Source organism: Acinetobacter marinus, assembly GCF_900096915.1.
In the GTDB taxonomy this organism is placed as follows: Bacteria; Pseudomonadota; Gammaproteobacteria; order Pseudomonadales; family Moraxellaceae; genus Acinetobacter; species Acinetobacter marinus.
In genome coordinates, this window is sequence record NZ_FMYK01000001.1 from 367,964 (window position 1) to 392,079 (window position 24,116).

Below are 24,116 nucleotides of genomic sequence, written 5' to 3' on the forward strand. Positions count from 1 at the left end.
TTAATTGACACAAAGATTATGAATAAAATTCATAGTAACAATCTAAACCACCAAGAACAAACCAGCGACTCTAATAACCTAGAAGCTAATGACAACCTAGACATTAGCCAGTTTCATCGTGTCGATATTAACTTGTATCCTTTGTTTATCGCCATTTTTGAGCAAAAAAGCATTTCTAAAGCCGCGCTGATTCTGTGTATCAGTCAATCTGCAGTCAGTCATGCCCTGCAACGTCTACGGCAACAGCTTGGTGATGAGCTGTTTATCCGAGCTGGACACAAGATGTTGGCGACGCCATTTTCTGAGCAGATTTACACGCCAATCAAACAGGCATTATTAACCATTCAAAATATTGCCACTTCACAAAATAGTTTCGATCCCAAAGCCATTCACAGTTTAAAAATTGCTGTACATGACGAGATTGAACCGATCATCTTTCCAAAGTTGCTCGCCCATTTCCACAGTCTGGATTTAAAGATTCAATTCTTGAGTGCAAAGCTCGATCGCAAAACCATGTTTAGTGATCTCAGCATTCAGCAAGCGGATTTTGTGATTGACCTGAAACAGCATTGTCCAAGCAATATTCATTATCAATCTTTGATTGAAGATCATTTTGTGGTGTGTAGTCAGCAGAAAAATGTCAATAAAAGCATCTATCTCAATGCACCGCATATCGGCGTATCCTCACGGCGCACTGGGCAATTGGTGGAAGATATTGATCTGAATCGTCAACAACTCTCACGACAGATTCTACTGCGTTGTCAACACTATTCCACCGCTTTGCAAGTCTTGGCACAACATCCTGAGGCGATGTTGACCATTCCAAAATTGATTTTGCAAAATCTGCACTATGCCGATAGCATTCATGTGCATGAACTGCCGATTGCCTTACCTAAAATTGATATTGGCATGTATTGGTATCAGGATTTGGCACACAATCCTCGACATCAATTTTTACGTGCGGAAATCTTAAAACTGGCGCAATTGATCTGAATGGATATGTGATGTACGTCTCTAGTCCTGAAATTGATTGACACTTATTTCAACTATAAAACCCCTTCACATCGGGAAGACCACTTAATAATATCAAATAGTAAAAATTCCTCCCCTTTTAAGGGGAGGTTAGGTGGGGTTGAAAATTGGATTTTGAGACAGTTTCATTTCAACGATTGTTAGAAAACGATTTAACCATATTGCTTGTTCAAATATTTTACAATTTGCCGAGATTCAAACATCTCCACACCTGTATTTGGATCAATCAAAAATGGCACTTGCATTTTGCCCTGCATCTTCGCCAATTCTTGCGCACGCTTACCATCTGCAAGCGGTTCATATTTGCCAGGTTTTAGTCGTGCATTGGCTGGCCCTTGATCTTGCCAACGCTCTTTCGGCACGCTATGCAATTTATAGGGAATTTCCAGTTCCGTCAGCTTAGCACGCACAATCCGTGCAAAAGGACTCGCTTCAAAGCTCCACAACTCTAACAACTGTTCAGGTGCTTCACGATTGACATTATTTGCGCTCGCCGTCATGCCATCAAAACTATTCACCGCTGTCGCCAAGCCACCGACCAACGCAAATGGCGGCAGGAATTGATAACTTAACGGCACCTTGCTTTTACGACTATAATTAGCAAATAAATGTTCAATAATCGCTTTGGATTCATACAGTTGATCGCCAGTATTCTCATCAATCAAAAATGGAAACTGCGCCTGCCCACCCAACGCCTGCACCATTGGACGAAAGCGTGTGCCATTTTTTGGACACGGATAAATTTCCACATCGAGATTGAGCCGAGTAATCACATCCCGAACCCGACGGCAGTATGGACACGCCTCAAACTCATAGAGCTTTAATGGCTTCTCAGGTTGCTTGGGGAAAGCCGTGCCCATCACGCCCCGAGGTAAAGTCACAAAAGTCGATGCTAAGGCTTGATAAACCTTGGTACGATGGCGTTTTCCAGTATTGTTTTTCATGATGTTGTAGCCCTATTCAATCCATGATTTTTGCAAATAAATGTGTTAAATCAATGCTTCTTTGGCAACCACGATGCCATTATTATCAGCATAGATATAATCATCTTGAGCAATGCTTACCCCGCCAAATGCTAAGGTCAAACCTGTTTCACCGACGCCTTTACGGGTACTTTTTTGTGGAATACACGCCAGTGCTTGCACACCTAAATCAAGCGTTGCAATGGCATCGACATCACGCACACAGCCGTAAATAATTACACCATTCCAGTGATTTTTCACCGCTGACTCGGCAATCATGTCGCCCATCAAGGCACAGCGCATCGACGCACCACCATCCACCACTAACACTTTGCCAGTGCCATCGGTTGCTAAGAGCTCTTTGACACGTGAATTGTCTTCAAAACATTTCACTGTGACCACTTGACCACCGAAGGTCTTGCGTGCGCCGAAACTACGGAAAAATTTACCATCGATCGAGGGAGAAACCACCTGTAAATCTTTATCTTCGTTATCATCCAAGAGATCACACGTCACAAAAGCAACACTCATATTCGACTCCAGTTATCTGCAATTATTTTTGATGAAATATTAAGAGAACATATCAATAGATTCTAGTTATACCATTGCAGGTTAAATTTGCAAATTTCTGATCGGTCACAAACCTCGATCAGTTGTAAAAAAAATAAACGACACAGCATGTCGTTAATGAATTTTTACCACTTTCTTCAAACAGTCTATTCAGCTAGTATCAATATCAAATGCAATATATGAACAAAATCGAAAATTTAAGTATCGGAAAATTTAAATATCGGAAAATTAAAGTATCGAAGATTAAAGCTGGGGAATAAGATGGAACAACTCAATCCAAGCGACTTAAAAGCCATTCTGCACTCCAAACGTGCCAATCTGTACTACCTCGAATACTGCCGTGTCATGCAAAAAGACGGTCGTGTGCTCTATCTCACCGAAGAAAAAAATCAAAATCAATATTGGAATATTCCCATCGCCAATACCACGGTGATTTTGCTTGGTACAGGTACCTCAATCACCAATGCGGCGATGCGTATGCTATGTAGTGCAGGTGTTTTGGTCGGCTTTTGCGGTGGTGGTGGGACGCCATTATTCTCAGGTGCAGAGATCGAATGGCTGACACCTCAAAGTGAATATCGTCCAACCGAATATGTGCAAGGCTGGTTATCGTTTTGGTTCGATGAGGCGAAGCGTCTTGAAGTCGCCAAAGCCTTCCAGCATGCCCGACTGGATTATATCCAACAAGTTTGGGCAAAAGATCGTGACCTCCGTGCAGAAGGCTTTCATCTGGATGATCAAGACATTCAAAATGCCTTGCAAGGCTACCGTAATAAAATCCCACGCATGAGCAAGGTGGCGGATTTACTGCTCGCCGAGGCACAGACCACTAAACAACTGTATAAAATTGCCGCCACACGATGCCAGATGTCTTTTGAGCGTCATCCTGAACAAGGCGACCTTGCCAATGATTTTCTCAATCATGGGAATTATCTCGCTTATGGACTCGCTGCAACCACACTGTGGGTACTTGGCATTCCGCATGGCTTTGCAGTGATGCACGGTAAAACTCGGCGTGGCGCATTGGTATTTGATGTCGCAGATTTGGTCAAAGATGCTGTGGTGCTCCCCTACGCCTTTCTCTGTGCCAAAGAAGGCATGAAAGAACAAGAATTCCGCCAGCAAATCCTACAGAAATTCACCGAACATAAATGTCTCGACGTTATGTTCGATCAAGTCAAAACGCAATCGCTAAACACATTCTCAAGCGGGGTGCATGACTGATGATCGTGACCTTGATTAGCCAATGTGAAAAGAAAGCCTTAGCACGCACTCGACGTGTGCTCGATGCCTTTGCTGATCGGATTGGAGATAATACGTGGCAGACCGTGATTACCGAAGATGGCTTGCTTGCACTGAAGAAACTGCTCCGTCAGACCGCTACTAAAAATACTGCGGTATCGTGTCACTGGATACGTGGGCGACGGCGTAGTGAATTGCTATGGGTGGTGGGCAATCGAAGTAAATTTAATAGTGAAGGTGTAGTGCCTGTGAACTCCACCAAACGAAAAATTTTGCAAAATGAATGGGAGAATAATTGGCAATATGCCCCTAGCATTCAAATCATAGCCACACTTTCCGCACTGTTGCACGATCTTGGAAAATCAACGATTGGATTTCAAAACAAATTGACCTCAAGTTCGTTTATAGGCGATCCCTATCGCCACGAATGGATTTCACTCAAGCTGTTTGAACTTCTCATTGCGGATTGTCCCGACGATAAGGCATGGCTAAATCGTCTACTCAATATTGAACAATGGTTATCCGAGAACGATATTGCACAACGATTTAAGCAATGCAATCCCGATAAAACCAACATTGCGACTTTGCCACCACTTGCGCAGTGGGTGGCTTGGCTAATCGTGACGCATCACCGTTTACCGCCAGTACACGAAACATTTTATAAGCCAAGTGAAATTATTCGACTTAAAAATGATCGTATTGCAATCAATAGCACCTTGAGTGGATTTTATCAACAACTCAGACCAGTTGATTTTTGGGTGAAAAATCCACGGACTTTAGAGGATAAGAGTCAAAACGAAATTATGCCAAAACTTTTGGCAATTCAAGCAACTGGTGGTTTTTAGCAAAGCATGGCAAAAGCATATCAAGCGTTGGTCAAATAAAGCGTTGACAGACATTAATTTAATGAAGATTAGCCAAGAAGCCACCGAGCAACAAAAGCCGATACAAGATACCTTTTTACTTTATCTCTCCAGACTTTCCTTGATGATTGGAGACCATAATTATTCTAGCCTAGCTGATACGGACAGCCGTCGTGTTGAGGGCGCTGAGGATTTTAAAACTCTGTCAGCCAATACAGATAAAATAACACGAGAAACCAAGCAACCATTAGATGAACACCTGATCGGCGTTGCCACGTTTACAGCCAAATTTGCACGTCATTTGCCAAATATTGCCACGCAGATGCCAACGCTTGAAAAACATCGAGCGCTTGAGAAGAATACATCGATTGAACGATTTGCATGGCAAAATCATGCGTTTAAACTGGCAAAATCATTACAACAAGCCAGCCAAACCGATGGTTTTTTTGGCGTAAATATGGCGTCAACAGGTTGCGGTAAAACCATTGGCAATGCACGCATCATGTACGGACTCGCCGATCCGAAAGTTGGCGCAAGATTTACCATTGCATTAGGGCTACGTGTACTCACTTTACAGACTGGGCAAAGTTTTCGCCAAGATTTAAATCTGAATGATGAACAGCTTGCGATACTCGTTGGTGGTACAGCCAATAAAAATCTTTTTGAATACAACCAAAAGGATAAACAAAATATTGAAATTATTAATGAGGCTGAATCATCACAACATACTTCACCTGTGTTTGGTAGTGAATCCAGTGAGGAGCTTATCGAAGAATGGCTCGATTCAAGCATCGACTATCAAGATTATAGCGAACTCAATATCGATACGATATTGACCGATAACAAAGCACGCCGTTTGCTCTTTTCACCGATTGTCACTTGCACGGTTGATCATATCATTCAAGCCAGTGAATGCAAACGTGGTGGGAAATTCATTGCGCCAATGCTCCGCTTACTCAGTAGTGATTTGATTTTAGATGAGCCAGATGATTTTGACCAAAATGATTTGCCTGCACTCGCTCGGCTAGTTCACTTGGCAGGCGTATTTGGTTCTCGGGTATTGCTCTCCTCTGCCACACTGACACCTGATTTGATTTCAGGTTTGTATCACGCCTATCTTGCAGGTCGGAATTTATTTAATCAGAGTCAAAATAAATCTTCGCCAACTGTTGTTTGTGCATGGTTTGATGAGCAAGAAAAAGCCATGATGAGCGTACAATGTGCAGACATAAGTACATTTAATCAAGCACATGAAAAGTTCATTGCCAAACGCATCGATTTTTTAAAAGTACAGCCTGTTCGTCGCCAAGCAGAAATTTTAGCAATTACAGCAAAATATCATCATGAGAAACAAGCCCAATTTTATGCTGAACTTGGTCAATCCATCATACAAGGTGCGATACAACTGCATGAACAGCATCATCAGGTCGATGAGGTTTCTACCAAGCGTATCAGCATTGGCTTGGTGCGTATCGCCAATATCAGCCAACTGACACAAATTGCCCTACAGCTCTTTGCACAATCGAATATTCCAACTGACACACATATTCATTTGGCTTGTTATCATTCCAAGCAATTATTAGTGCTTCGTAATGCTCTGGAAAATCGTCTTGACCGTATCTTGAAACGTTCCTCATCACAGCCCAATCGCATATTTTCACATTCTGAAATCCAAAATGCTTTAGCCAAAAGCGATGTAACAAATCATCTTTTTATCGTGTTGGCAACGCCTGTTGCCGAAGTGGGACGGGATCACGATTACGATTGGGCGATTGTTGAACCAAGTTCGATGCGTTCAATCATACAACTTGCAGGACGTGTTTGGCGACACCGCCCTGAGAAAATTGCCATGAATGCCAATATTCTGCTTATGCAATACAACATTCGGCATCTACGCAACCAAGGCAAATCGCAAAAAATGCCTGTCTTTGTGCGTCCAGGTTTTGAAACACTTAAATTAAAACCGCATAGCTATGATTTATGTGATTTAGTCAGCGAAGCTCAACTGAAAAAAGTCGATGCACAACCACGCATCGCTAAAGATAAAAATCTAAAAAGTAATACGCAAAATACCATTCAAAGTCTTGCTGAGCTTGAGCATCGTGTCATGGCGAATGTCATGAATAATGCCCAAACCAACTATGTTAATGCTTACTGGCAAGATCACAGCGCCTCACATCGAGCCAACACACATCTGCAACAGCTGAGCTCTTTTCGAGATAATGCTGGTTTTGCACAAGAAGATTGGTTAGTCATCCCGAATGAGGAAAGTCCAATTGGTTTTGATGCTTACTATGCCGAAGATGTCTATGCCAATACACTCAACGACTCTACACCGCAAAATCAATCTTTTAAAAATCTCGACTTTGATTTTGAGCACAGTCAAATCAGCCCATGGCTCAATACCACACTTGAGCAAGCCTTGCTGAACCTACAACAGCACGAACCTGAATACAGCATCAATAGCATGGCGATCCGTTATGCCAGCGTATCTTTGGATCGAATAGATAAGCAAAATAGTCGTGGCTGGTTATTTAGTGAATATTTGGGATTTATCAGGCAATGAGTTTTGACACAAAGGAGAAAGGCATGAAGTCTGACCTCATGCCTTTTAGCGAAGCCACCTGTGCGGTGGGGAACGGAGAATACTATAAATAGTATTTTCTAAGCTACCACTGAGGTAGGTTTTGAATATTACTGATATACATTTAATTCGTCCAACATTAATGAAATATTTATTAACAACTTATTTTTTTAAATACTATAAATAGTATGGAGTGTTTTTTGATTTATGCTTTACTATGATTCAAAGATCATTGAAATGGTGAAAAATAAAATGAATGAAAAAACGTCCGAACAAGCAAAATCTGCTATTCCCAACTTTTTACATAGTCAGTTTATGAAAAAGTCGGAAACTGAACAAAAGCAACTTGCTAAAGCAAAAGAAGATGGCGACACCGTAAAAATTACCGAATTAGAAACAAGTATTACTGAAATCAAAGAGAAATATCAGCGTGACGCTTGGCTAGATGATGCGGTCAATCGTATGGCAAAACAGCTCAACTTCGGGACACACATTAGCAAGGGCGTTCATCCCGATGCCAAAGGTGATAACGTCACTTTTAAACCGAACCACGAATTATCGTCATCGATTGTCGGCACACATTCCGTTCAAAGTGAGTATTTGGATGCCAATGGTAGTGCAGCCGCCCTGCCCTTAGCCACCTTTTTTGATTTTCAGGTGAGTGACGGCATCAAGATTCGTGATTTAGTTTTGAGTGACAATAGTGACTTTATTGATTCATTAGCAAGTAATCCTCAGCAAGCGCAGAATTATCATGCAGTTTTTAAAGATACATTGCAGAGTAGTATTGATCAACCAAGTAGCCACGAGCGTAATAAGCAGACATTGTGGGCGATGAATCCTTACGATTGCTCAAATATTGATGATTTAAAATACATTGCCATTGTTCCACTATATCCTTCGGTGCTGACCTTTGAAACCTATCAACGAATCAATCAATTACGCTATTCTGAAGAAAATAAATCTGCTCTAGAAAACCGTTTTAAAAAAAATGCTGAGCAAAGACCTTATGTCAGTATGCTTAATTTGGCGACGGTAAAACTCGGCGGGACAAAACCACAAAACGTCAGCCAACTGATGAGTAAGCAAGGCGGACGCAATTATTTATTACCTTCACTTCCACCGATGATCGGACGAGATTTCAACTTTAGGTTATCTAAGTTTAAGCGTTCGATTTTTGATAATAATGCACTGATTTATCCAGCACGAGAAGCAATTCAAGATATTTTTGGTGTGATGAAAAAAATTAAGAATACGGTCGATGTGCGTGATACACGTAAAGAAGCAATTGATAACGTACTACATATTCTTTTTGCTTTAGTGCATAGCATTCGCACGACATTACCTGCAGGTTGGTCAAAAGATTTTGCACTCGATATGCCTTACAAATACTGGCTTGATCCAAAGCGTGCTGCCCTGCCTGATGAACAGGAATTTGCCATTGAGCAAGCAAAAGATGACTGGCACGAAATCATTATCAATCACTTTGCTGATTGGTTAAATGCTTTGCTTAAACAAGAATTTCCTGAGCAAGCCTCGGATTTTTCCCAAGCAGAACACAAGGAGTGGAAACGTGAAATTGAAGCCTTGAAAAAACAATACGAACGTGAAGGTCGAGGGATTTTCTAATGCAAGATCAACAACATCAAAATGAGTTAGCGCAAACAGTTGGCTACATACTATTTCGTCAAGTACAGATCACTGGCGCCAATAGTATCTCCAGTCCAATCACCTACGGCTTCCCTGCGATTACAGGTTTTTTAGGTGCATTCCACGCCATGTCTCGCAAGTTACAGGCACATGAGGTATTTAAAGGATTTTCACTGAGTGGTGTTCTACTCGCTTGCCACGATTGTCAGCCACAAGTCTATCGTTCAAGCAAATATAGTAACTACACCTTTAACCAAACACGCAACCCACTTAAGAAAAATGGTGATACTGCATCAATTATCGAAGAAGGCAAATGTCATCTCACCATGTCTTTTGTGGTTGAAGTGCTTGGTACGGCACATCTGAGTGATGAACAAAGTCACCTATTAGTCAATCAAACCACCCAATGGATTCAACAACAACGCATCGCAGGTGGCAGTGTGCATGGTCTCTCAAAATACAAGCCTGTAGAATTTTTTCAAAGTCATCAGCTCGATGATGTGATTCCATCGTTGATGCCTGCGTTTGTTTTGATGGACGCTCAAGATGACTTTGCACAAATCATTGAAACATTCCAAGACAAATATCCTAATGCAACGGCTTTAGATGCATTACTTGATGTCTGTACCATTCACCATATTCCCGAAGCCACAGAAAATGGCGACGTAAAATGGTCTGCAACTTCTGCCAAAACTGGCTACGGTTGGCTTGTGCCGATGCCTATTGGCTATCAGGGTATTTCAGAGTGCTTTGATGCTGGTGTCATGCAAAATGTACGAAATCCAGAATATCCAAGCCAATATGTTGAAGCCATCTATGGCTTAGGGAAGTGGCTGTATCCATATCACCTTAAAGCAAATGATCAAATCTCTACGGCATTTTGGCGGTACGAACATGATGCTGAAAAGTCGCTGTATTTGGTACGCCAAAGTGATCCTTTTGAATTTGTATAAAGCGATACCAACCAACCACAGTACCTTATTTTTGGTACAACAACCCCAATCATAATTTTGTAAACAAACCAATACATGGAGCAATAACATGAGTAATTTAAAAACAGCAAGCGTTTTGGCATTTGAACGTAACTTAGATATTTCAGATGCATTTTTCTCACAAAGTAATAGCGCTGATGATAAAAAACAAATCCTGCCTGTGACTATTTCAGAAAAATCTGTCCGAGGCACGATCAGTAATCGACTCAAAAATGCGATTGCTAACGACCCCGCCAAACTCGATGCAGAAATCGAAAAAGCCAATCTACAAAAAGTCGATGCTGCAGCACTGCATGAGGATTGTGATACCTTAATCGCATCATGGAGTTGCAAGGTTTTGCCTTTTACTGGCAAACCAAATGTCTGTAACGACCGTGATTATCAAAAGGCTTTGGAACAAACTGTACAAGCCTATCTATCAGATCACGGCGTGAGTGAACTGGCGAAACGCTATGCGACCAATATCGCCAATGCACGTTGGTTATGGCGCAACCGTGTTGGCGCAGAAAAAATTAGTGTGACTGTGAAATGTAAAGTGGATGGTGAGCAAAAAGTCATGCAGTTTGATGATGCTAAAGCCATTACCCTAAAAAACTTTGATTATACAAATGATCATTTAACAGCGCTTGCCAGTTTGATTGAACAAGGGCTAAGCGATAAAGCATTTGTCATTTTATATATCGAAGCCAAAGCCGTCATGGGCTATGGTCAAGAGGTTTACCCTTCTCAAGAATTAGTGCTTGATACTGGCAAGACCAAAAGCAAAGAGCTGTATAAAATCAATGATAAAGCAGGCATGCATTCACAAAAAATTGGCAATGCCATTCGCACGATTGATACTTGGTATCCAGATTTTGAAGAAAATCAATTTCCGATTGCCATTGAGCCCTATGGTGCCGTGACCACAATGGGTACTGCATTTCGCCAACCTAAGCAAAAAATGGATTTTTATAGCCTATTTGACAAATGGGTACTCAAAGCCGAAGCACCTGAAGTTGAACAACAACATTATGTCATGAGCGTATTAATTCGTGGTGGCGTGTTTGGTGAAAGTGGTAAGGAATAATTATGAACTTCTACCAAGAAATCACCATCATTGAACAGGCGGAGATCCCCTTATATTTCATCTGGTCAAAACTCTACACCCAACTCCATCTCGCCTTTGTCGAGCAAAAAGACGATGCAGAACAGATTGCTTACGGCGTATCTTTTCCGCAGTATCGTCTGCACGAACAAAAACAACTTGGACACTTGGGCAGTAAAATCCGTATCTTTGCCAATAGTCCTGCAGAACTCGAAAAACTCAATTTGCAAAAATGGTTAGATCGACTCGAAGACTATGTGCATGTCACTCGACCTAGAGATGTTCCGAAGGACAAAATTACTGGATATGCAGTCTATAGCCGTATTCGACCCCTCAAAAATAAGCAGACTCGCATTTTGCACCAAGCGAAGCGACGCAATATTTCTGTGGAAGAATCGGCAAAGTATTTTGAACTGTTTGCAGAACGCAAGCGTGGTGAGCCATTTATCCAGTTAAAAAGCCAAAGTAGCAGTGATGTAGATCAGCCAAAGCATGCGTTTAATTTGTACATTTCTAAGCAAAATGTAGAAACTGAACATCTCGGGAAATTTGGAACGTATGGTTTAAGTCAAAATTCAACTGTTCCCGAGTTTTGACCCATTATTTTTTTGACTCTTTAACAGCTTAATAAAATCAATAAGTTATAACATGTGCCAAAAATTTTGGGTATTTGATACTTTTTAGGGTTAAGGCACTGTTATGGCTTATTTTTTTGTGATAATTTATAGTGTCCCATCACATAGATGGCTTAGAAAAAAAGATTATGGGCTTTGGTCATGCGATCTACGTGTCCCATCACATAGATGGCTTAGAAAATTTCCCCACCTCGTTTGTTTGTTGATGAGGTGTGTCCCATCACATAGATGGCTTAGAAAATATAACATGCCTGCCGTGGCAGCGGCTACTGGTGTCCCATCACATAGATGGCTTAGAAAAGCAGAAGAAGCAAGCAACGAGCCTCCGTTTGGTGTCCCATCACATAGATGGCTTAGAAAAAAGAAGACATCAAGATGACAGCATCTGTGCTGTGTCCCATCACATAGATGGCTGAATCTCGATTTTTTAAACATCCAACGCCCCTTGATCGGATAACTCACCGAAATCGCTGTGTTTCTATACAGACTCAAGCATTGATCTTTATTCTTTAGGACACAACGACTAGAATAGCCTCCTTTGCGCTTTGATAAAACACATGTCGAACACTGCTACTCCACAGTTAAAACGTGCCATGCAACGGCGTCATCTGGTGATGTTATCCTTAGGTGGGGCGATTGGTACGGGTTTGTTTCTTGGCTCAGGTGAAGTCATTTCTCAGACTGGTGCGATCGGCGCCATTATTTCCTATGCGCTTGGCGGTCTGATCGCCTATATGGTCATGCTGTGCTTGGGTGAGCTTGCTGTGCATATGCCTGTTGCAGGTTCATTTGGGGCTTATGCAGATCGTTATATCAATCCAGCCACGGGCTATATGATCACGTGGATGTATTGGCTGACATGGACGGTCACGCTCGGTACAGAGTTTACTGCGGCGGCACTGCTCATGCAGGAGTGGTTTCCACATGTATCGATGTGGATTTGGACGGTGATATTCGCGGCGACTGTGTTTATCTTAAATGTCAGCTCTACCCGCTTTTTTGCCGAATCTGAATTTTGGTTGGCAATGGTCAAAGTGGTCACCGTTGTCGTATTTATTTTGCTCGGCTGTATGGCGATTTTCGGTGTATTACCGATGCAGGGTTTCGACACTGCCCCATTATTCTCCAATCTCACCGCACATGGCTGGTTCCCTGAAGGACTTTGGCCGATCTTTGCGACCATGTTGGTGGTGAATTTTGCTTTTTCAGGGACAGAGTTGATCGGTGTTGCTGCAGGTGAAGCAGAACATCCTGAAAAAAATATTCCACGAGCGATTAATGCGGCGATTTGGCGTTTGCTAATTTTCTTTGTCGGGACAATTGTCATTATCAGCGCCCTATTGCCGTATCAAGCCACTGCGGTGGATAGCGCACATGGACTTAGCCACAGTCCATTTGTCAGCGTATTTTCACGTATCGGGATTCCATATGCTGAAGATATTATTCGTTTTGTGATTATCACTGCGCTACTTTCTGCTGCCAACTCAGGGCTTTATGCGGCATCACGCATGCTATGGTCGTTGTCTGATCAGGATAAATTACCGAAAGCATTTTCCAAATTGACCAAATCAGGCACGCCGTTACTTGCGATTATGGCGACCATGATGGGTGCATTGCCAGGACTGTTATCTGAGTTTTATGCACCAGAGGTTATTTTTGAGAATCTGCTCAATATCGCCGCATTTACCATGGTCATTGTGTGGATTTCGATCTGTATCAGCCAGTTTAATTTTCGCCGTCAATGGTATCAGTCTGGTCGGACTCGCCAAGAGTTGAAATTCTCTGCACCACTGTATCCGATCGTGCCGATACTTGGTGGTGTGTTTTGTGTGATTACCTGTTTGAGTATGGCGTATGATCCAAGCATGCGTGCCAGCTTTGCCGGTTGTTTGCTGATTATGCTGTTATGTTATGTGCACTATTACTGGCGGATCAAACCCAATCGGTCTGCTTAAATATGACGATTAGCCAATTGTTCTAAAATAAATGTGCGAGTTCAATGCAAATTACTCGCATTTTTTATGTGCTTTATTCTATTCATGCTGATGCTGATCTTTACATTGAAATGTGGCTGATAATAATCAGCCATGTCAACGTCATGCGCACTTATAAGTAATCCGCACTTCTAAACAGTTACTTCTGACCCAACAAATACAAACCAAATGCGGTAAAAATCCCCCCTGAAAAACCATCAATCCATTGCCGTGCTTTTTCGTAGCCACGCTTAAATTTTGGCAATGAAAAGACAAAGGTCACCAAGGTAAACCACAAAAAGGTTTCAATCGAAACAATGACAAAAAGTAAGCCGTGCAAATTATCCAGTGCTGGATTATTTAAAAATAGCGAAAATACACTGCCAAAATAGATCACTGCTTTGGGATTTAAGATATTAGTCAAAAAGCCTTGCAAGAAAAAGCGCCAAGCCGTTTGTGGCAAAGTCGTGATATTGACTGCATTCGCTTGATTTGCATCTTGGTCTTGTTTGGCAAACGCCGCACGTAGCATCTGATAGCCGAGCCAACACAGATACAAACCACCAGCAACGAACAGTAACCGCTTCAACCAATGTACTTGTTCAAATAAAATATTTAAGCCAAGCAATGCCAGCATCGCCCACACCATCACACCCAGCGTAATCCCTGCAACCACCATCAGACTGTCCCGTCGAGAACGACTAATCGCCGTTTGTGAGACCAAGAAAAAATCTGGGCCTGGGGTAATCAAGGCACAAAAATGAATGAAAATCAGGGTTGCTAAGGCAATGAACATCAGACTACTCACAAAATCAGTGTACAAAAAATAATTTGCAAATTCGGATCGCAAAATCGGATCGTAAAAATCAGTATAACTTCTAATCCATAAAAAATGGTCTAAATCGCTAGAGATTTAGACCATCAGTGTAGTACAGCGAGACACGAAATTAAACCAAAATATCTCGCTTACCGTTGGCGCCCATTGGGCTGACCAAACCATTTTCTTCCATTTGGTCAACAATTCGTGCCGCACGGTTGTAGCCTAAGCTAAACTTGCGCTGAAGCGAGGAGACCGAGACTTTACGGGACTCCAGCACGAATGACACACAGTCATCATACAGTGCATCACGCTCAGATGAACCCTCACCAGAATCATAACCGCCCGCAGCGCCACCTTCCTCATCGTAAGGCGTCAAGATTTCATCAACATAATTTGGCGAACCTCGATCACGCCAAGCATCACAGATCCGATTCACTTCATCATCACTGATAAATGCACCATGTACCCGCTCAGGTTCAATTTTCCCAGGGCCTAAGAACAGCATATCACCATGACCAAGCAAGTCCTCTGCACCACCTGCATCGAGAATGGTTCGAGAGTCGATTTTACTGTTCACTCGTAATGCAACACGAGTCGGAATATTGGCTTTGATCAAACCTGTGATGACATCGACCGACGGACGCTGTGTCGCAAGTAATAAATGAATCCCTGCAGCACGTGACTTTTGTGCAAGACGGGTAATCATTTCTTCCGCCTTCTTACCGACTTGCATGATCATGTCCGCAAACTCATCGGCAACGATCACAATCATTGGTAATGGCGTCAAGCGTGGCGCACGATCTTGCGTCGCTGAATCACTTGGCTTCCACGTTGGATCGATCAAATCTTCACCATTGATCAACGCTTCTTCCACTTTACGGTTGTAGTCGGTGATCTTACGAATTTTCATAAATGACATCAGTTTATAGCGACGTTCCATCTCATTGACACACCAGTTGAGTGCACTGACCGCATCTTTCATGTCGGTCACGACGGGTGTAAGCAAATGTGGAATATCATTATAGTTAGCAAGTTCAAGCTGTTTCGGATCAATCAAAATCAAACGCAATTGATCAGGGGTGTATTTGAGCAACATCGACAGAATCATGGCGTTGACAGCTACAGATTTACCTGAACCTGTTGTCCCCGCAACCAGCATATGTGGTGCTTTGGCAAGATCAGTTAGTACAGGATTACCTGAAATATCTTTACCCATCGCCATGCTAATCAATCCATTTGGATCACGATAAACTGGCGTTTCCAGCAATTCAATCAAACGTACCATTTCACGAGCGCTGTTTGGAATCTCAATCCCGATATACGGTTTACCTGGAATCACTTCGACCACACGTACCGATGCCATCGACATAGAACGTGCCAAATCTCGAGAAATATTAGTGACTTTCGAGGCTTTTACCCCTGGTGCAAGATCAAGTAAGAATCGTGTGACCACAGGACCGGGCTGTGCTTCCACTACAGTTGCTTTGACATTAAAGTCTTGTAATTTGATTTCTAACAACTCAGACAAACGATCCAACTGCTCTTTGGTGAAATTGACCTTTTTATTCGGATCAACTTTATCCAGCAATTCCATTTCAGGCAGTTTAGATAAATGCTTACGGCGCTCGACCACTTGCATGGCAGCCGACACTGGACGACCTGAGGCATCGGTTAAAGGCGCATCTAAATCATCCCAAAATGCATCATTTTTTTCGTCATCAGGTTTGCCTGCGGTTTCTTGCCACGCCTCGATAAATTCTTCTTTATTTAAGGCATGTAAGTCTTTCTGCTCACTTTGTGGAAGTTCATTTTGTGCATTTTCACTTTGCGTAAGCACTTGATGCTGTTGCTCAGCTTGGGTAAAACGACTGTTCAAATAGGCACGTTGCTCAGCATCCAAATCCGCTTCTTCGACAGGTTTCTGATCAAAAATCGGGTGCTTTGCGACATTTTGCTTCGTGTGTGGCGTATCAGACTGTGCTTCTGGCACGGCGGCGAGCAATTCATCAAAAACTTCGTCATCCGACCAATCAATCATGGTTTGATCATGCCCAGACGTACTGGACACTGAGTGTGGTCGAGCGTGTTGCTCACTCAAATGACGATCGGCTTCTGCGATCAACTGGCTAATTTCATCATGTGATGGATCAAAGTCAGTGTCTGTCACCTGATGCTGATCATTCTGCACCGCAGTATGCAGATCATGTTGTGGACGCACTTCACTCGCTTGTGGGCGAGATGACTCCGCAACATGACTCGACGCTTGTAAGTCATGCAAACTGTGCATCGCTTCTGCTTGAGGTGGTTGCGCAGTGGTGGTTTTCGGCTGAGCAGCAATTTTTCGTTCAAGCTGATGCTCGCTAAAATCATTTTGTATCTGTTGTTGTAGATGCTGATGCAAGTCCGACTGATCATCCTCACTTTGCACCGCATGATGCTCTTGAATTAACCCATCATCGCTATTTTTAGAAGGTGATTTTGTCTGTATTTTACTCGATGCAGATTGTTTACCTAGACTAAGATCAAAATCTTCGGCGTCACTTGGCACATTTTTATAAAATAAATCATTCAGATAGTCAGGAATATTTTTGATCAATTGCCCTGTTTTCAGCCATTCGATTTTAAAGGCAAAAGTCCACAAAGCAAAAATAAAGAGCACCAAGAAAATCACAGCGAGATATAAGCCCACCATACTCGACAGACTGCGTCCCACTTCATAACCAATAATCCCGCCCGAAGCATTGACCAAAGAATCGGTTGGCACTTGCCAAAAAAAGTACAATAGCGCAGATGTGGTCAGAATAATAAAAAACTGTGCTGCGTAGCGAAACGGACGGGTCAAATAACTGCGTGGCCACCACACTTGGATCGCTTCGATGATCAAGAACAATGGCAAAAGCAACGCCGCCCAACCGAATAAGCCATAGAGCATATCGGCAAGCCAAGCGCCTGCGACACCACTGGCATTACTCACCTGTTGCGTGTCACTCGATACACGCATCCAACCTGGATCAAAAGGGGTATATGTCACCGTCGCCAAAAACAGATAAATACCAAATGATACGAGGAAAATGGTACTGATGACACGATGTGCATATTGACCAGTTGCTACACTCATGAATGATCCTATTATTATTCAACCTTCCAGCCATGATTTTGGAAAAATCAGACTTTGACCTGCAAACTGTCTTAAATTCGATAGTTTCATCAGTGCATCTCACGGTATTCCAGAGAAAAAAGCGCTGAAGAATGCAATAAAAACAGCAACTTTATATTATGCACAGCTTTGCAGCGAAAATCTTGTCAAATTATGCAATTGTCTAGCTTTGCATACAAAAAAAGTGCACTTGCCTAAAATCAGCACAATCCTGACTCTGCCCCGTACAGCTGCAAATAACTAGCTAAATAACAAAACAAAAAGCAAAGTTAAAAAAACTGAGCAAAAACAGCGCCCATCGAAAAAGCTGATCTTCAAGATTAAAATTACACGTCGAACAAAGTCCCAAATTTCTGCATAAATCACGTATACTTGCGCCATCGTTTCAAGATATTGAAAGCAATTAATTTAAGGAAAAGCAAAATGAGTGCGCGTCATTCACGATTGATTATTCTCGGTTCTGGTCCTGCAGGCTATAGCGCAGCGGTCTATGCAGCACGTGCCAATTTAAAACCTTTATTGATCGCTGGGATGCAACTGGGCGGTCAGCTCACCACCACGACCGAAGTTGATAACTGGCCAGGTGGCGAAGAAGGTTTAACCGGTCCTGCGTTGATGGAGCGTATGCAAGCGCATGCAGAGCGCTTTGGCACAGAGCTACTCTATGATCACATCAATGAAGTCGATTTAAAAACCCGTCCGTTCGTCCTCAAAGGTGATATGGGCGAGTATACCTGTGATGCGTTAATTATTGCCACAGGTGCAACTGCACAATATCTCGGTCTTGAATCTGAACAAAAATTCATAGGTCAAGGTGTCAGTGCGTGTGCGACCTGTGATGGCTTTTTCTATAAAAATCAAAAAGTCATGGTCGTTGGCGGTGGCAATACTGCGGTGGAAGAAGCCTTGTATTTATCCAATATTGCCTCGCATGTGACGTTGGTGCATCGTCGTGACAGCTTGCGTTCTGAGAAGATTCTGCAAGATCACCTCTTTGCCAAAGAGAAGGAAGGTAAAATTTCAATTCTTTGGAACAACCAAGTCGATGAAGTGCTTGGCGACCAAACTGGTGTAACTGGCGTACGCATCAAGTCTACCCAAGATGGTTCGACCCAAGATATTGATGTACAAGGTTTATTCGTGGCAATTGGTCATAAGCCAAATACCGAAATTTTCCAAGATCAGTTGACTTTGAAAGACGGCTATATCGTGATTAACAGCGGTCTACAGGGCAATGCCACAGCAACCAGTGTTGCCGGTGTATTCGCTGCGGGTGATGTTGCCGATCATGTTTATCGCCAAGCGATTACTTCGGCAGGTTCGGGCTGTATGGCTGCCTTAGATGCGGATGTGTATTTAGATAATCTGTAATCTACACCTGTTATTAGATCAATCATTCAAAACCAAAGTGACGTCAGTTGCTTTGGTTTTTTACTGTCTGAAATTGCTTTATACTTTTTCAACAATAGTCTTAAACAAGGCGTTTTATGTCCACTTCTCACACCAATCAAGACAATCTGCACAATGCCTTTTGTGTGTATGATTTTCCTGATATTAACGAGGCTGATCCGCATGGACAGGGATTGATTTGTATTGGCGGTGACTTGCAACCGTCCACCTTGATTTGTGCTTATCAACAGGGTTTATTTCCGTGGTTTAATGAGGATGATCCGATCTGTTGGTGGAGTCCTGAGCCACGTTGTGTAATTTATCCTGAGCAATTTCAACCGAGTAAAAGTCTGCTACGCAACATGAAAAAATTTGATTATCAGATCCGATTTGATCAAGCCTTTGAAAAAGTGATTTCGCAATGTGCAGCACCGCGTAGCTACGCCCAAGAGACATGGATTAGTGAGGAAATCATTGCGCAATATGTGGCGCTACATCAGCTGGGTTTTGCGCATAGTGTTGAGGTGTGGGATGACGAAGATCTGATTGGCGGATTGTATGGACTGAATTTTGGACGTGGCTTCTTTGGTGAATCGATGTTTAATCTGCGTGTCGATACCTCAAAAATGGCATTTTATACGCTGATGTTACTCGCCCAAAAAGAACAATTGCCGTGGGTAGACTGTCAATTAGTCAATGATCACCTGATGAGCCTCGGTGCGACTGCCCTGCCTCGAGCTGATTTTTTACAATCTTTAGAAAAAACCATCACTCAGCCCAATATCGATTGGCAACCATATCAAAACAGTGTATTTTCTACGAAAGGACTTGCAATGATACAATCATTATGAATCTCATCTGCGACGATTCATCAGTATCATCAAATTGACAATCAACCTAGACCAATACAGGTATTGCCAATGAAATCATATACGCCATTCACCTCTTTAGATGATTTGCAATATTACATCACGCCACCGCATGACTGTAGTTATCTGGTGAAGCGTTCGGCACGTATGGTTTTTCTTGATCCAATGCAGCGCATTGACACCGTCACACTGTCTGAACTGTCTCGTTCTGGTTTTCGCCGCAGTGGTGATTTTATTTATCGCCCAGAGTGTCACCTGTGTCGGCAATGCCTTTCTTCCCGTGTGCCTGCTGCGCTTTTTACGCCAAATAGTCAACAAAAAAAAGCCATTAAGCGCAATCAAGATTTGGAAATGCGCATTACCCCGACTTCTCAGGCGCAAGATTATCATTATGATTTGTATGAACGCTATATTCGTCTGCGTCATCATGATGGCGATATGTTTCCGCCGAGCTATGAGCAATTTGAAAAATTCCTTGTGCATAGCTGTACCGACAGTTTTTTTCTGGAACTATGGAAAGGTGATCGCTTAATGAGTGTGGCGACCTGCGATCAACTCGATGATGGTTTATCTGCGGTCTATACTTTCTTTGAGCCTGAAGAAGCCAAACGCAGTTTGGGTGTGTATTCCATTCTCAATCAAATCAATTATGTCAAAAGTCAGGGCTTAAGTTATCTCTATCTCGGTTATTGGGTGCCACATTCCAATAAGATGAATTATAAATCGCACTATGCGCCACTTGAAATTTTACTCGATGGACAATGGCATCGCTTGAATCAACACCTCAATGCGGATGAAATCCAACGGCTTGGCGATTCGTTACTGACCACGTTGCCATCTCATTTAAGTCGGTGATTTAAAATTCTCCAAAACAACACAAAGTTGCCCAAAATCATTTGCGCAACTTCTTCAAACTGAGAATTTATTTTAAAGTATCCGCAGGCACTCGTACCCAACCTTCCATGATCACACGTGCACTACGGCTCATGATGGCTTTTTTCACTTGCCATTGCCCATTGTGTTGTATCGCTTCCGCACCGACTTTGAGCGTACCAGATGGATGACCAAAACGCACAGTTTGACGCTCACCACCACCAGCAGCAAGATTGACTAATGTATTAGGAATCGCTGCCGCCGTACCGATTGCCACCGCCGCCGTACCCATCATGGCATGATGCAGTTTACCCATCGATAGCGCTCGTACTAGCACATCAATATCTGCCGTTAAAACCTGTTTGCCACTTGATGATACATAGTCAATCGGTTTGGCGACAAAGGCAATTTTAGGGGTATGTTGACGTGATGCCGCTTCTGCAACATCTTGAATTAAACCCATTTTAAACGCACCATAGGCACGAATTGTTTCAAACTTTGTTAAAGCATCATTATCATTATTAATCTGATCTTGTAGCTCTGTGCCTGTATAGCCCAAATCTTCCGCATTTAAGAAAATCGTTGGAATGCCTGCATTGATAAAGGTTGCCTGAAAACTACCAATATTGGGTACTTCTAAGGTATCCACCACATTTCCCGTTGGGAACATCGCACCGCCATCTTCACCATCATCGGCAGGATCCAGAAATTCGATTTGTACTTCTGCCGCAGGAAAGGTCACGCCATCCAGTTCAAAATCTCCCAACTCTTGCACTTCGCCATCAGTGATCGGAATATGCGCAATGATGGTTTTTTCAATATTTTTCTGCCAAATGCGTACTGTACATAGCCCATTTTCAGGAATGCGATCTGCATCGACTAAATCATTGCTAATCGCAAATGCTCCCACCGCAGCGGTGAGATTGCCACAGTTGCCACTCCAATCAACAAAGGCTTTATCTATCGACACTTGCCCAAACAGATAATCCACATCATGCTCTGGTGATTCACTTTTCGACAAAATTACTGTTTTGCTGGTACTTGAGCTCGCTCCGCCCATGCCATCAATTTGCTTAGCATAAGGATCAGGACTGCCAATCACCCGCAGTAGAAGTTGATCACGAATGCGCCCTGCTGACTGCGCCGCCGCTGGCAGATCATCCAGCCTAAAAAATACCCCTTTACTGGTGCCACCACGCATATAGGTTGCAGGGATTTTGATTTGTTTTTGTGGGGTTGTATCGGAAGAAACTGACATAAAAAATCCTTTTTTCATTATTCAAAACATGCTCGACTGGCTTTGTCTCAGCAGTGAATCAAACCACATCAAACAAAGCAAACCGAGCAAAGTGTAGCATTTAGACTTTACGGGGAAAATTGATAAAAAATACCAAAACTAGACATTTTCTACCATTTCAGCAAAAGTTGCTTTTGCTGCAGCAATGGTTTTTTCAATATCTTCATCGCTATGCATGGAAGAAATGAAACCCGCTTCAAATGCGGATGGCGCAAGATAGACACCACGTTTGAGCATGCCGTGGAAAAATTGCTTAAAAGCGTCACCATCACATTTCAGCATCGCACTAAAGCTCGATAAATCGTCTTGATCGGTGAAGTACAGTCCAAACATGGCACCGACTTGTTGGGTTTTAAAAGCAATACCAGCGTCATTCGCAGCTGCTTGCAATCCTGCCAACAGTTTTGCCAATTGCGCTTCAAGTGTTGCATAAAACCCATCTTGACGAATATGTTTAAACATCGCCAAACCAGCACGCATTGCCAGCGGATTGCCTGATAATGTGCCTGCTTGATAGACGCCACCAAGTGGTGCGATACATTGCATGATTTCACGCTTACCACCAAACGCACCGACAGGAAGCCCTGCACCGATAATTTTTCCTAAAGTAATCAAATCAGGTTCGACATTGTACAGCGTATGCGCACCGCCAAGTGCCACACGAAAGCCTGTCATCACCTCATCAATAATAAACACTGCTTTATATTGATCGCAAACACGACGAATCGCCTGTAAAAAGCCATCTTTCGGCAAGACTAAATTCATATTGCCCGCCACAGGTTCAACGATCACCCCTGCAATTTGCTCACCATATTCTGCAAAGCATTGCTCTAATGCCTCAATGTCGTTATATGGCAAGACGATGGTGTGTTTGGCGAAATCTTCTGGGACACCTTTTGAGGTTGGTTCACCCAAGGTCAACAAACCTGAGCCTGCTTTGACCAAAAGTGAATCCGAATGACCGTGATAACAGCCTTCAAACTTGATGATTTTATCTCGTCCAGTGTAGCCACGTGCTAGACGAATGGCGGTCATGGTGGCCTCTGTGCCTGAGTTGGTCATACGAATCAAATCGACCGATGGCAGAATTTCACAAATCACATCGGCTAGCGAAGTTTCCGCAACCGTCGGTGCGCCATAACTCAAGCCATCTTCTGCGGCACGTTGCACCGCTTGCACCACGTCAGGATGAGAATGTCCCAAAATCATCGGCCCCCAAGAGCCGACATAATCGATATATTGATTGTCGTCTTCATCCCACAAATATGCACCCTTTGCCCGTTTGATAAATACAGGTGTACCACCAACACTTTTAAAAGCACGTACAGGAGAATTCACGCCACCTGGAATGTGCTTCGAGGCTTCTTCAAAAAGTTGTGCTTGTTTGGCAGAAGTAAACATAAAATTTCTCGATTTCAATAACTTAAATAGGATGCTGACCAAGATCAGAATAAATTACGCAGATTTAAATAAAGCAGACCATGTCTCTATGCGCTGTGCAATTTGCGATGGTTCAAGCCCAAGTATATCACTGACCACAGCACACAAATCAGCACCTGCGCTCACGACCGCTTGAGAATTCTCCGCCGTTAAGCCACCGATTGCACAAATCGGCGTTTGGAATTGTGCATTGGCTTGCTTGAGTACATCCAAGCCTATATTACCCGCTTCAGGCTTGGTGCTTGAGCCATAGATCGCACCAAATGCCACATAGCTTGCGCCATCTTTGATTGCTTGCTCGGCTAAAGATAAATCGTTTAAACAAGTGCGACCAATGATCGCAGATTCACCTAAAAGCTGTCGTGCTTCAACCATTGAGCCGTCATCCTGCCCAAGATGCAGATGGACGCCAAAGCGCTGTGCCTGCTGAAGATCATCATTGATAATGAGCGGTACATTGTATTGATTACAAATGGCTAAAATTTTTTCAATTTCAGCATCTTGATCAGATTTATTGATTTTTTTTCGGCGATATTGCAACAGCGCAATCTGCTGTGTCGCAAGTGCAACGCAGATTTTTTCTAATAATAGATCGAATGGATCATCATTGGTGATGAGGTATAAGCCGTGCATAATATCAATTGAAAAAGTGTTGATGCGTAGAATTATAACCCATCAACACTC

19 protein-coding genes and 1 CRISPR repeat array are annotated in these 24,116 nt (G+C 42.8%); of the genes, 12 read left to right on the plus strand and 7 right to left on the minus strand.

All coding sequences use genetic code 11. The features are described 5' to 3' along the window. The first annotated feature begins 18 nt into the window (after positions 1 to 18). Positions 19 to 993, plus strand: a complete 975-nt coding sequence (locus BLQ60_RS01725; RefSeq protein WP_092615070.1) for a LysR family transcriptional regulator — start codon at positions 19 to 21, stop codon at positions 991 to 993. Between the two features lie 191 nt (positions 994 to 1,184). On the opposite strand, the gene BLQ60_RS01730 is transcribed toward BLQ60_RS01725, so the two are convergent. Both BLQ60_RS01730 and rraA read right to left on the minus strand, forming a co-directional pair. After that, positions 1,185 to 1,976: a glutathione S-transferase N-terminal domain-containing protein gene (locus tag BLQ60_RS01730; protein ID WP_092615074.1), complete on the minus strand. Its 792-nt coding sequence runs from the start codon at positions 1,974 to 1,976 to the stop codon at positions 1,185 to 1,187. A gap of 45 nt (positions 1,977 to 2,021) precedes the next feature. Next, positions 2,022 to 2,525 carry a ribonuclease E activity regulator RraA gene (gene rraA, locus BLQ60_RS01735; RefSeq protein WP_092615077.1) on the minus strand — a complete coding sequence of 168 codons (504 nt, stop codon included), beginning with the start codon at positions 2,523 to 2,525 and terminating at the stop codon, positions 2,022 to 2,024. A gap of 300 nt (positions 2,526 to 2,825) precedes the next feature. Between rraA and cas1f the strand changes: the two genes are divergently transcribed. The 8 genes from cas1f to BLQ60_RS01770 all read left to right on the plus strand — a co-directional run bounded on the left by cas1f (position 2,826) and on the right by BLQ60_RS01770 (position 13,569). Then, positions 2,826 to 3,788, plus strand: a complete 963-nt coding sequence (gene cas1f, locus BLQ60_RS01740; RefSeq protein ID WP_092615080.1) for a type I-F CRISPR-associated endonuclease Cas1f — start codon at positions 2,826 to 2,828, stop codon at positions 3,786 to 3,788. Continuing rightward, entirely contained in the window at positions 3,788 to 4,651 is an 864-nt protein-coding gene (locus tag BLQ60_RS14245; protein WP_378235137.1) for a P-loop NTPase family protein, read from the plus strand. The genes cas1f and BLQ60_RS14245 overlap by 1 nt, the downstream gene beginning before the upstream one ends. Further along, positions 4,641 to 7,235, plus strand: coding sequence for a type I-F CRISPR-associated helicase Cas3f (gene cas3f / locus BLQ60_RS01745; protein ID WP_378235138.1), 2,595 nt, complete (start codon positions 4,641 to 4,643; stop codon positions 7,233 to 7,235). Before BLQ60_RS14245 ends, cas3f begins: the two co-directional genes overlap by 11 nt. Positions 7,236 to 7,505: 270 nt before the next feature. Beyond that, the gene (csy1, locus tag BLQ60_RS01750) at positions 7,506 to 8,882 is read left to right on the plus strand and encodes a type I-F CRISPR-associated protein Csy1 (protein WP_092615999.1); all 1,377 of its coding nucleotides are present in this window, start codon (positions 7,506 to 7,508) and stop codon (positions 8,880 to 8,882) included. Beyond that, entirely contained in the window at positions 8,882 to 9,856 is a 975-nt protein-coding gene (gene csy2 / locus BLQ60_RS01755) for a type I-F CRISPR-associated protein Csy2 (RefSeq protein ID WP_092615083.1), read from the plus strand. Before csy1 ends, csy2 begins: the two co-directional genes overlap by 1 nt. An 88-nt stretch (positions 9,857 to 9,944) precedes the next feature. After that, complete coding sequence (gene csy3 / locus BLQ60_RS01760) at positions 9,945 to 10,961, plus strand: type I-F CRISPR-associated protein Csy3 (RefSeq protein WP_092615086.1); 1,017 nt, start codon at positions 9,945 to 9,947, stop codon at positions 10,959 to 10,961. Positions 10,962 to 10,963: 2 nt separating this feature from the next. After that, positions 10,964 to 11,575: a type I-F CRISPR-associated endoribonuclease Cas6/Csy4 gene (gene cas6f / locus BLQ60_RS01765; RefSeq protein WP_092615089.1), complete on the plus strand. Its 612-nt coding sequence runs from the start codon at positions 10,964 to 10,966 to the stop codon at positions 11,573 to 11,575. A 131-nt stretch (positions 11,576 to 11,706) separates the two neighbouring features. Next, positions 11,707 to 11,975: a CRISPR direct-repeat array (repeat unit 29 nt; unit sequence GTGTCCCATCACATAGATGGCTTAGAAAA). Positions 11,976 to 12,171: 196 nt separating this feature from the next. Then, on the plus strand, positions 12,172 to 13,569 hold the full coding sequence (locus tag BLQ60_RS01770) for an amino acid permease (RefSeq protein ID WP_092615092.1): 1,398 nt from the start codon (positions 12,172 to 12,174) through the stop codon (positions 13,567 to 13,569). Positions 13,570 to 13,747: 178 nt separating this feature from the next. Here the strand turns inward: BLQ60_RS01770 and BLQ60_RS01775 are convergent, their stop codons facing one another. Both BLQ60_RS01775 and BLQ60_RS01780 read right to left on the minus strand, forming a co-directional pair. Then, a complete protein-coding gene (locus BLQ60_RS01775) occupies positions 13,748 to 14,383 on the minus strand; it encodes a LysE family transporter (protein ID WP_092615096.1) in 636 nt (211 codons plus the stop codon). Between the two features lie 151 nt (positions 14,384 to 14,534). Next, positions 14,535 to 17,525 carry a DNA translocase FtsK gene (locus BLQ60_RS01780; RefSeq protein WP_092615100.1) on the minus strand — a complete coding sequence of 997 codons (2,991 nt, stop codon included), beginning with the start codon at positions 17,523 to 17,525 and terminating at the stop codon, positions 14,535 to 14,537. A gap of 462 nt (positions 17,526 to 17,987) precedes the next feature. Between BLQ60_RS01780 and trxB the strand changes: the two genes are divergently transcribed. From trxB to BLQ60_RS01795, 3 genes are all read left to right on the plus strand, one after another. Next, positions 17,988 to 18,935, plus strand: a complete 948-nt coding sequence (trxB, locus tag BLQ60_RS01785; protein WP_092615103.1) for a thioredoxin-disulfide reductase — start codon at positions 17,988 to 17,990, stop codon at positions 18,933 to 18,935. A 116-nt stretch (positions 18,936 to 19,051) separates the two neighbouring features. Further along, positions 19,052 to 19,804 carry a leucyl/phenylalanyl-tRNA--protein transferase gene (gene aat, locus BLQ60_RS01790; RefSeq protein ID WP_092615106.1) on the plus strand — a complete coding sequence of 251 codons (753 nt, stop codon included), beginning with the start codon at positions 19,052 to 19,054 and terminating at the stop codon, positions 19,802 to 19,804. A gap of 69 nt (positions 19,805 to 19,873) precedes the next feature. Next, positions 19,874 to 20,677 carry an arginyltransferase gene (locus tag BLQ60_RS01795; RefSeq protein WP_092615108.1) on the plus strand — a complete coding sequence of 268 codons (804 nt, stop codon included), beginning with the start codon at positions 19,874 to 19,876 and terminating at the stop codon, positions 20,675 to 20,677. Positions 20,678 to 20,744: 67 nt separating this feature from the next. On the opposite strand, the gene prpF is transcribed toward BLQ60_RS01795, so the two are convergent. The 3 genes from prpF to thiE form a co-directional block, all read right to left on the minus strand. Continuing rightward, positions 20,745 to 21,953, minus strand: coding sequence for a 2-methylaconitate cis-trans isomerase PrpF (gene prpF / locus BLQ60_RS01800; RefSeq protein ID WP_092615111.1), 1,209 nt, complete (start codon positions 21,951 to 21,953; stop codon positions 20,745 to 20,747). A 138-nt stretch (positions 21,954 to 22,091) separates the two neighbouring features. Beyond that, positions 22,092 to 23,393 carry a glutamate-1-semialdehyde 2,1-aminomutase gene (gene hemL / locus BLQ60_RS01805; protein WP_092615114.1) on the minus strand — a complete coding sequence of 434 codons (1,302 nt, stop codon included), beginning with the start codon at positions 23,391 to 23,393 and terminating at the stop codon, positions 22,092 to 22,094. Between the two features lie 54 nt (positions 23,394 to 23,447). Next, complete coding sequence (gene thiE, locus BLQ60_RS01810) at positions 23,448 to 24,065, minus strand: thiamine phosphate synthase (RefSeq protein WP_092615117.1); 618 nt, start codon at positions 24,063 to 24,065, stop codon at positions 23,448 to 23,450. Positions 24,066 to 24,116 lie beyond the last annotated feature (51 nt).